The 6,536-nt window shown below is 70.6% G+C and carries 6 protein-coding genes; 3 read left to right on the top strand and 3 right to left on the bottom strand.

The window, feature by feature from the left end; all coding sequences use genetic code 11:
* The 3 genes from G6030_RS04995 to G6030_RS04985 form a co-directional block, all read left to right on the top strand.
* On the top strand, positions 1-1,000 hold a 1,000-nt coding region (locus G6030_RS04995), incomplete at its 5' end, for a molybdopterin-dependent oxidoreductase (RefSeq protein ID WP_182642392.1).
* Positions 1,001-1,098: 98 nt separating this feature from the next.
* A complete protein-coding gene (sigK, locus tag G6030_RS04990; protein WP_182642391.1) occupies positions 1,099-1,680 on the top strand; it encodes an ECF RNA polymerase sigma factor SigK in 582 nt (193 codons plus the stop codon).
* A complete protein-coding gene (locus G6030_RS04985) occupies positions 1,677-2,543 on the top strand; it encodes an anti-sigma factor (protein ID WP_182642390.1) in 867 nt (288 codons plus the stop codon). The genes sigK and G6030_RS04985 overlap by 4 nt, the downstream gene beginning before the upstream one ends.
* A 93-nt stretch (positions 2,544-2,636) precedes the next feature.
* On the opposite strand, the gene G6030_RS04980 is transcribed toward G6030_RS04985, so the two are convergent.
* The 3 genes from G6030_RS04980 to G6030_RS04970 are packed head-to-tail and all read right to left on the bottom strand — an operon-like array spanning position 2,637 to position 6,389.
* Positions 2,637-3,911 carry a class I SAM-dependent methyltransferase gene (locus G6030_RS04980; RefSeq protein WP_182642394.1) on the bottom strand — a complete coding sequence of 425 codons (1,275 nt, stop codon included), beginning with the start codon at positions 3,909-3,911 and terminating at the stop codon, positions 2,637-2,639.
* Positions 3,912-3,967: 56 nt separating this feature from the next.
* Positions 3,968-5,440, bottom strand: coding sequence for an FAD-binding oxidoreductase (locus G6030_RS04975; RefSeq protein WP_182642389.1), 1,473 nt, complete (start codon positions 5,438-5,440; stop codon positions 3,968-3,970).
* Positions 5,441-5,450: 10 nt separating this feature from the next.
* A complete protein-coding gene (locus tag G6030_RS04970; RefSeq protein WP_182642393.1) occupies positions 5,451-6,389 on the bottom strand; it encodes a sterol desaturase family protein in 939 nt (312 codons plus the stop codon).
* Positions 6,390-6,536 lie beyond the last annotated feature (147 nt).

Below are 6,536 nucleotides of genomic sequence, written 5' to 3'. Positions count from 1 at the left end.
GACCCGCCGGGCCGCCGACGCGGTCGCCGAACGCACCGGTCTGCGACTGCCGCGGGTACTCGCCCGCAACGCGGCCGCCCCGGTTCCGCCGGGCGTCGTGCCCGACGCGCCGGGCGTGACGCCGTTCCTCACCGGCAACGACGAGTTCTACCGCATCGACGCCGCCCTGCGCGTGCCCGTGGTGAGCACCTCCGAGTGGCGGCTGCGGATCCACGGGATGGTCGAGCGGGAGATCGAGCTCGACTGGCAGACGCTCGTGGACCGCGAGGCACGCGACCGCATCGTGAGCCTGACCTGCGTATCGAACGAGGTCGGCGGGGATCTGGTGGGGACGGCGATCTGGACCGGGTTCCCCATCGCCGATCTGCTCGCCGAGGCGGGGCCGTTGCCCGAGGCCGACATGCTGCTGTCGACGTCGGTCGACGGCTGGACCGCCGGGACGCCACTGGAGGCTCTGACGGACGGCCGCGACGCCCTGCTGGCAGTGGGGATGAACGGCGAGCCGCTGCCGTTCGAGCACGGCTACCCCGTCCGCCAGGTGGTCCCCGGCCTGTACGGGTACGTCTCGGCCACCAAGTGGGTCGTGGACTGGGAGGTCACGCGCTTCGACCGGGCCAGCGCGTACTGGACCGACCGCGGCTGGGCGGAGCGCGGCCCGATCCGCACCGCGAGCCGCATCGACCGTCCTGCCCCGCTGGCGGAGCTGCCGCCCGGGCCGACGGTCGTCGCCGGGACCGCGTGGGCGCAGCGCCGCGGCATCGACCGGGTGGAGGTGAGGGTCGACGACGGGCCGTGGCAGGACGCCCGCCTGGCGGACGAGTACTCGGTGGACACGTGGCGCATGTGGTCGTGGGTCTGGGACGCCGAACCGGGCCTGCACACCCTGCACGTCCGGGCCACCGACTCGACCGGTGAGGTCCAGCCTGAGGAGCGCAGGGATCCCGTACCCAGCGGCGCCACCGGCTGGCACAACCGCACGTTCCGGGTGGTGGCGGCATGACCCTCCAGGTCACCGGCAGACCGTCGGCGCGGCCACCGGGTCGACCACCCGCGCCGCCGTCGCGCGGTCACGAGCCGGCTGGCACTAGACTGGTCTCCGTGTCCGAGCCAGCCGCCCCGCCGCTGACCGACCCGGGGAGCCTGCTCGAGTTGGCCGCGTCCGGTGATCTCCAGGCCTTCGGTCGTTTCTACGACCTCATGGCCCCACGCGTCTACGGGCTCGCCCTGCGGGTCCTACGCGACCCGGGGTACGCCGAGGAGACGGCGCAGGAGGTGTTCCTTCAGGTCTGGAAGCAGGCTGCCGACTACCGGCCCTCGCTGGGGTCCGTCCAGTCCTGGGTGCTGACCATCACACACCGCCGGGCCGTCGACCGCGTCCGTTCCGAGAGTTCGGCTGCACGACGTGACGAGGTCGACGCCGCCACCGGCACCATCCACGGAGGCGATGTCGCCGAACAGGTCACGGAGCAGATCTCCCGCGGCGAGGAGGCCGCCGAGGTGCGCAGGTGCCTGGAGACGCTGACCGACAACCAGCGCGAGTCCATCGAGATGGCGTACTTCTCCGGCCACACCTACCGTGAGGTCGCCGAGAGACTGGGCACCGCGTTACCCACCGTCAAATCGAGAATCCGCGACGGACTCCGTCGCCTGAAGAACTGCCTGGGAGGTGAGCTGTCATGAGCGTTCGTCACCACGATCACCCGTCGACCCCTGACAGCGTCCGCCCCGAGGACCTCGACCTCTACGCGCTGGACGCACTGCCCGAACACGAGGCCGATGCCGTCGAGGCCGCACTGGTCAGCGCCGCCCCCGAGGACCGGTCATCGATGCTGGCGCACATCGCGTCGACGCGTGAGGTCGTCGCGGCCCTCGTCGCGGACGCCGGACTCGACACCGCGCCGCCGCCGCAGCTGCGGGAGCGGATCCTCGAGCTGGCGGCGGTCTCCTCGCCGTCCGGCCCCACCGGTCCCGTCGGTCCGGGCGACCGCCGCGGCTCCGGGCGGGACGCCGACGGGGGTGCGGACGTCATCGACCTGAGTCGCGAACGCGAGCGCCGACGGCCCGGTTTACTGACGTTCCTCGCGGTCGCCGCGGCCGCCGTGGTGCTGCTGGTCGGTGGTGTGATGATCGGCCGCCTCACCGACGGGACCGGGTCTGAGAACCTACCCACCGCCGCGCCCCCCTCGGGGACGATGCCGCGACAGGTCACCTCACTGTTGGCGGCCGAGGATCTCGCGGTGGTCCGCGGCCAGGTCGGCGGGACCGGAACCGCCACCGTGCTGGCGTCGAAGTCGGCGGACATGGCCGTCATCTCGATGACGGACCTCCCCGCCCCGCCGGAGGGCCGCGCCTACCAGCTGTGGCTCATGGGCGACCACGAGCCCATACCCGCGGGAACGATGGAATCCGGCGAGGTCGGCCCGTCGCCCTCGGCCCAGATCGCCGGCATCCGCAACTCCGAGCAGATCGGCATCACCGAGGAGCCCGCGGGTGGCTCGCCGGCGCCGACCGGTCAGGTCCTGCTCGCGCTCGACATACAGTGACCCGGTGGGGTAGGCGGGCCGCTCAGGCGGCCCGCCGGCTCACCATCCCGCCGCCTGGCCGGTCCCCGCGTGGACACCGGTAGGGTCAGTCGCTCAGGCCTGCCACCACTGCCGCAGCGGCACGTCCCAGGTCTGGCGCTCGTCCAGGCGCACGGCGAGGATCTGGTGTAGCTGGATCTTGTTGTGCTCGAACCCGTACTGGCAGGCCCCCATGTACAGGCCCCACAGCTTGGCCATGGGCTCCCCGACCTCCTCGACAGCCTCGTCCCAGTGCTCGACGAGATTGGTGCACCAGTCGCGGAGGGTGAACGCGTAGTGCTGGCGCAGGTTCTCCTCGTGTACCACTTCGAACCCGGCGTTCTCCGCCTCGAGGTGCACGGTGCCGGCGCCGGCGAGTTCGCCGTCGGGGAAGATGTAGCGGTCGATGAACTGACCGGCCTTGACCTTGCCGACGTTGTCCGGCCGGGTGATGCAGTGGTTGAGCAGCCGACCACCCGGCTTGAGATATCCGTGCAGCTTGGCGAAGTAGTCGGCGTAGTTCTTCCGGCCGATGTGCTCGGTGATGCCGATCGAGCTCACGGCGTCGAAGTCCCGTTCGGGGACGTCGCGGTAGTCCTGCAGGCGCACCTCGGCCAGGTCGCCCAGACCCTCGGCCTCGATGGCGGCGCGGCCCCACTCGACCTGCTCCTTGGACAGGGTCACGCCGATCACCTTCACGCCGCGGCGTGCGGCGTAGCGGACCATGCCACCCCAACCGCAGCCCACGTCGAGTAACCGGTCCCCCGCCTTGAGCCCGAGCTTGTCGAACACCAGTCGGTACTTGTTCTCCTGCGCCACCTCGAGCGACGCGTCGGGGTCCGGGTAGCAGGCGCACGTGTACGTCATGGACGGCCCGAGGATCCACTCGTAGAAGCGGTTCGACACGTCGTAGTGGTAGCTGACGACCTCGGAGTCCCGCTCCTTGGAGTGCCGCCGCATCCCGGACAGGACGCGCTTCCACGCGGGCTTGACCTCCATCGGCGGGGTGGGCAGGAACCGGACGTTCTCCGTGCCCACGGACCGGGCGATCCGCGCGAGCGTCCTGGCGTCGGGTGTACGGGTCATGTGCTTGCGGAACACCTCGAGCGCGCCGAACACGTCGTGGGGCGCCCCGGGGTGCACGCCGTCGATCTCCAGCTCGCCCATGAGGTAGGCGCGGGCCAGGCCGAGGTCGCCGGGGGCGGTGACGAAGTACTGCAGCGCCTTCTCGCTCTTCAGGCGTAGCACCAGTCGGCTGTCCGCCGGGCCGATGGCCGACCCGTCGTAGGCCTCGATCCGCAGCGGCGGCTCGCCGGTGGCGAAGGCGCCGATGATCTCGCCGATCGTCATCCTGCCCGCCGCGCTCGCCGCGCCCGCGGAATCCGCGGTCCCCGCGCTCGTCGTGGTCACCGTGCACCCACCGCCTTGTCGTAGAGGGTCGCGAACCGGCCCTCGGGATCGAATTCCTTCTTGAGCCGGCCCGCGTGGTCGCCGCCGTAGAGCTGGGCGAACTCCTCGCGGGAGTAGAAGACCTCCGAGTACAGCGACTTGTGGCCACCGAGCCGGGACACCTCCTCCTCGATGCGCCGGTTCCACGCGCCCTCGGCCATCCCGGGCTCGATCGGCGCCGAGGACCAGAAACCGATGTTGACGTAGGTGGTCTCCGGCGCGAGCGGGTACAGCGGCCACGGACGGTCGGACGCCGGCTCGCCGTCCAGGCCCGGCGCCGGGGTGGACTCCCGCAGCCGCAGCGGGCAGATCCACAGGGGTTCGATGGGCACCTCGCGCAGGAACCAGTCGAGGAACTCGGCGGTGTGGTCGATCGTCACCTCGACGTCCTGCACCACGCGCTCGCGCGGTCCCTCGCCCTTGAGGGCGCCGATCTTGTTGCCGATGTCGTACTTGTGGTCTAGGCCGATGATCTTCCAGTACGCAGAGGAGCGCAACAGCTGCTGCGGCCAGAAGCGGCGGATCCGCGGGTTCTGCACGCCGAACGCGCGCGAGCACCAGAACCAGTCGGTGTCCCAGCGCCAGAGGTAGTCGCGGATGGTGAGGCGGTCGCGCTTCACGGAGCCGGCGGGACCGCCGTGTTGGACGGAGCGGTAGTAGATCGCCTGCTTGTCGGCCACACCCGAGTAGTCCGAGACGGGCCCGGGCTCGTCGGTCCGCCGTCCCAGACAGAGGTAGGACTCGTCGGCCGAGAAGACGATCCCGTCGAGGAAATCGACCTCCTCGTCGTCGTACGTCCCCGACTCACTGACCCGCGCCAACGCCGACTCGAGCGCGGTGAGGGAGTCGAACCGCACATGCCGCAGCTCCACGAAGCGCTGCACCGGCTCGAGGGCGATGCGCAGCCGCACCGCGTACCCGAGGGAGCCGTAGGAGTTGGGGAAGCCACGGAAGAGCGCGCGTTCGCGCTCGGTGCCGTCGGGGCGGGCGGTGACGATCTCACCGGTGCCGGTGAGGATGTCCATCTCGAGCACGGACTCGTGCGGCAGGCCCAGGCGGAACGAGGTGGACTCGATGCCCAGGCCGGTCACGGCGCCACCGAGGGTGATGGTCTTGAGCTGCGGCACGACGTACGGCATGAGGCCGTACGCCAGGGTGGCGTCGACGAGGTCCTCGTAGGTGCACATCCCCTGGACGTCGGCGGTGCGGGCGTCGGGATCCACGGAGACGACGCGCGTGAGGCCGGTGGTGTCGAGACCGGGCGACGACGACGAGGCGCGCGGGCGGAAGAGGTTGGACGTGGACTTGGCCAGCCGGACGGGCTCGTGGGCGGGCACGGCCCGGAAGCTGTCGACGAGTCGCTGCACGCCGCGAGCGTGGCTTTCGGTACCGACGACGAGTGGTTCGGCGAGACTCACGGCGGTTCCCATGCGTCACACCTTAGTAGCGCTCGGTGGCCCCCGCCGACGATCGGGGGGCGGGCGCGGACGGTGTCGGCGTGGCCGCCGGCTTCCACCCGGGCGGGCCGAACACGTAGCCGAGCCGCTCCCGCCAGCTGCCCGCGCCGCGCAGGTCGCGCCAGATGGCGACGTACTCGTGCAGCTGCAGCCAGAACGGATTGTGGGAGTTCACCGGCGTGGTCAGACCGTAAGTGGGCCGGTGGGTTTCGGGCCGGAACGTGCCGAACAGGCGGTCCCAGATGATGAGGATGCCGCCGTAGTTGCGGTCCAGATACTCGGCGTCGCTGCCGTGGTGCACGCGGTGGTGCGACGGGGTGTTGAACACGAACTCGATCGGCGCGGGCAGTCGGCCGATGCGCTCGGTGTGGACGAAGAACTGATAGACGAGCGAGACGGAGAATCCGGTGAACACCATCCACGGCGGCACCCCCAACAGTGGTAGAGGCAGCCACGCGATGATCTCGCCGGAGTTGTTCCACTTCTGCCGGAGCGCGGTGGCGAAGTTGTAGTACTCACTGGAGTGGTGGGCCTGGTGGGTCGCCCAGACGAGCCGGATGCGATGCGCGCCGCGATGATACCAGTAGTAGAGGAAATCGGTTCCGAGGATCGCGAGGACCCACGTGTACCAGGCGTCGGGCGGCAGGTGCCACGGCGCGAGGTACACCCACACCGCCGCGTAGAGGACCAGGCCGACCAGCTTGCCGAGCAGCCAGAACGCCTGCGAGCTCGCGCCCATGATGAGCGAGGTGACCGCGTCGCGGGGCTGGTACCCGCCCGGCTCACGGGCCTCGAGCACACGGGCCGACACCCACTCGATCGCCACGAACAGCACGAACACCGGTATGGCCAGCAGCACCGGCTCGTGTAACGGATCGGCCAACGCGGCCAGCGCGCGCGCCAGCGACTCCCCGAAACCCATCCCGTTCACGTCTCGATTGTGACACCTCTCACAGACAATCGGGCGATCCGGGCCACCCGCCCCGGCGCGGGCCCGTAGCCTCTCGGGCACGTCGGCCCCGAGGGCCGTTCGCGCACACCGCTTCTGCGCACGCCCCAGGCTCCGCGC

It is taken from the genome of Dietzia sp. E1, from assembly GCF_014145015.1.
In the GTDB taxonomy this organism is placed as follows: Bacteria; Actinomycetota; Actinomycetes; order Mycobacteriales; family Mycobacteriaceae; genus Dietzia; species Dietzia cinnamea_A.
The sequence above is the reverse complement of the archived record's forward strand: the minus strand, read 5'-3'. Positions and strand labels throughout refer to the sequence as shown.

Coding starts and splice junctions, on each gene's coding strand:
- G6030_RS04985 (WP_182642390.1), top strand. CDS start 1,677: ATGAGCGTTCGTCACCACGATCACCCGTCGACCCCTGACAGCGTCCGC.
- G6030_RS04980 (WP_182642394.1), bottom strand. CDS start 3,911: ATGACGATCGGCGAGATCATCGGCGCCTTCGCCACCGGCGAGCCGCCG.
- G6030_RS04975 (WP_182642389.1), bottom strand. CDS start 5,440: ATGGGAACCGCCGTGAGTCTCGCCGAACCACTCGTCGTCGGTACCGAA.
- G6030_RS04970 (WP_182642393.1), bottom strand. CDS start 6,389: ATGGGTTTCGGGGAGTCGCTGGCGCGCGCGCTGGCCGCGTTGGCCGAT.